This window comes from Thiocapsa sp. (genome assembly GCF_035467215.1).
Classification (GTDB): Bacteria; Pseudomonadota; Gammaproteobacteria; order Chromatiales; family Chromatiaceae; genus Thiocapsa.
Genome location: NZ_DATITZ010000216.1, coordinates 1 through 2480, shown reverse-complemented (window position 1 = coordinate 2480; position 2480 = coordinate 1). Strand labels below are relative to the sequence as shown.

Sequence of the window (2480 nt, the reverse complement as noted above, 5' to 3'; positions counted from 1 at the left end):
CGACTGCCCCGGCCGAATGGTCGTGCAACGGGTGGCCGAATGCCGGTGGAATCGCCGGCCGGATGTCGGTGGAACAGGTGGCCGAATGGCGTGGAATGCGCACCCGAGCCATGTTTCAGTGCGGGGAGGATCGATTCGTTGGGACCTTCCGTGATGTCCGAGCCACAGGGCACGAAGGGCCGGAGCCGACGCTGGTTGCCGGCGCCGACCATTGCGGGCGGCATTGCTCTGGTCGTCTATCTTGCGCTCCTGCTCGTGACGACCTGGGTCGCCCAGGAGCGCTTGAGTCATTCCACCGCGGCACGGCATGCGCACGATGCAAAGCTTCACGCCAACGCCTTGAGCTATTTCTACGCCGAGCGTCTTGGCGATCTGGCGAATCTTCGGCGTGATCAGGTTGTTCATTCCTTCTTCGTGAATCGCGATCCTGTCGATGCGGCCGAGCGTGCCCGGGCGCTTCTCGGCCTTTTCGCAGCACCCTTCGCGATCGAGGGTCGAGGGCTGTTTTTGACAGGGACCCTGGGTATCGCGGTAAGCCCGTGCGACGGTAAGAGCGCGTCGGGCGTGCAGATCTCGCCCGATGCGTCAGCGCTCACGCAGAAGGAATCGCTCGAAGGATGCGGGATCGATAGCGGCGGCGAGCCGTGAGAGCGGGACGACGGAGGGACCGAGGAGAGGGTCCAGGGCGTGGCGCGTGTCGCACGCCTGCACGGCATAGTGCCGTACACCCCGCTGCGCAAGTGCTGTTGCGAGCGTCTCGAGGTGGGGTGCGGCCCAATGCGGCATGATCGTCGTGCGCACCTCCAGCGGAATACCGGATGCCTGGATCAACGACAGACTCTCCCAAGCGGCCTCGCCGGATCGCGGGACACCCGTGAGCGCGGGATAGTCTTCAGGCAGCGCTTTGATGTCGAGCGCGACCCAGTCCAGAAGGGGTAACAATCGTGCCAAGCGTTTCGGCGCGGGGCCGGCGGTGTGCAGGCCGACCTTGAACCCGAGCCCCCGGACTTCGGTCATGACGGAGGCGAGCGCCGACTGCAGGGTCGGCTCGCCGCCGCTGAAGACGACAGCGTCGAGCAGTCCGCGGCGACGCTCAAGGAATGCGCGGATCTGCGACCAAGCGATGACCGGGGTGGCGCTCGGGTCGATCAAGGCGCCGTTTTGGCAGTAGCGACAGCGCCAAGGACAGCCTTGGAGGAAGACGACCGCGGCGAGCTCGCCGGGGTAGTCGATCGTCGTCAACGGAACGAAGCCGCCGATCCGCAATTGTCCCGCGTCGGCCGAGTCTGCGACGTCCGAAGAGGTCGGCAGATCGAGGTCGCTCGGGAAGGGTGTTTGTCGAGACATGGGTGCGGAGGCTCGACCGGCTCGATCCGGCTCGACGATTTAGGCGGCCGCGCGGCGCTCTTGGCGGATCGCCGATCCGTTGGGTGTCTCGGTGAAGTAGCAGCGCTCGGCGTGCTCGGCGCGCTTGCCGGCATTGAAGGCAGAGACCGGGCGGTGATAGCCCATGACGCGGGTCCAGACCTCGCAACGGGTGCGTTCTTCAGTCTTCAGCTCGATGGTTGGGTTGGTCATGGTCTCGCTCCTGATGTCGTTTCGAACGATGGTGTGTCGTTTGTCGGTCTGTCGAGTGGCCGAGCCTTTGGTGACCCTGTGCTCGACCTACGCCGCCGTCTCGTCGAGCGCCGCGGTCTTGCGTGCGATTAGCTCGCGGTCGCAGATCGGGCAGAATTCGTGCTCGCCCGCGATGTAGCCGTGTTTGGGGCAGATCGAGAACACCGGCGTGACCGTGATGTAGGGCTGACGGAAGTTTTCCAGCGCCCGCCGGACTAACCGCTTGCAGGCGTCGGTCGTCGAGATCTGCTCGTTCATATAGAGGTGCAGCACCGTGCCGCCCGTGTATTTGGTTTGCAGCGCCTCCTGCATGGCGAGCGCCTCGAAGGGGTCGTCCGTATAGCCCACCGGCAGCTGCGAGCTGTTGGTGTAGTAGGTCGTCTCGGGCGTGCCGGCTTGGAGGATGTCCGGGAATCGCTTCTTGTCCTCGCGGGCGAAGCGATAGGTTGTGCCCTCCGCCGGTGTGGCCTCCAGGTTGTACATGCTGCCGGTCGATTCCTGAAACTCGACCATCCGTGCGCGGACATGATCGAGGATCCGGCAGGCCATGGCGTGGCCCCATGCCGTGGTGATGTCTTCGGCATCGTTGGTGAAGTTGCGGATCAGCTCGTTGATCCCGTTCACGCCGATCGTCGAGAAATGGTTGCGCAAGGTGCCCAAATACCGCTTGGTATAGGGGAAGAGCCCGGCATCCATGTGGCGCTGGATGACCTTGCGCTTGATCTCGAGACTATTGCGCGAGAGGTTCAGGAGTGTGTCGAGCCGCGCCAGCAGCCCCGCCTCGTCGCCCCGGTGGGTGTATCCGAGCCGCGCGCAGTTGATGGTCACGACACCGAGCGAGCCGGTCTGCTCGGCCGAGCCGA

Annotated in this window: 4 protein-coding genes; 1 reads left to right on the top strand and 3 read right to left on the bottom strand. The window is 64.7% G+C overall.

The window, feature by feature from the left end; all coding sequences use genetic code 11:
- Positions 1-153 precede the first annotated feature (153 nt).
- On the top strand, positions 154-648 hold the full coding sequence (locus tag VLR48_RS12115) for a hypothetical protein (protein ID WP_325292034.1): 495 nt from the start codon (positions 154-156) through the stop codon (positions 646-648).
- Here the strand turns inward: VLR48_RS12115 and VLR48_RS12110 are convergent.
- From VLR48_RS12110 to nrdD (VLR48_RS12100), 3 genes are all read right to left on the bottom strand, one after another.
- Entirely contained in the window at positions 586-1347 is a 762-nt protein-coding gene (locus VLR48_RS12110; protein ID WP_325292033.1) for an anaerobic ribonucleoside-triphosphate reductase activating protein, read from the bottom strand. The two genes, VLR48_RS12115 and VLR48_RS12110, sit on opposite strands and share 63 nt — an antisense overlap.
- A gap of 39 nt (positions 1348-1386) precedes the next feature.
- Positions 1387-1578 (bottom strand): anaerobic ribonucleoside-triphosphate reductase, encoded by a 192-nt coding sequence (nrdD, locus tag VLR48_RS12105; RefSeq protein ID WP_093037664.1) that lies wholly within the window; start codon positions 1576-1578, stop codon positions 1387-1389.
- An 87-nt stretch (positions 1579-1665) separates the two neighbouring features.
- Positions 1666-2480: anaerobic ribonucleoside-triphosphate reductase (nrdD, locus tag VLR48_RS12100; RefSeq protein WP_325292032.1), on the bottom strand; the 815-nt coding region annotated here is incomplete at its 5' end.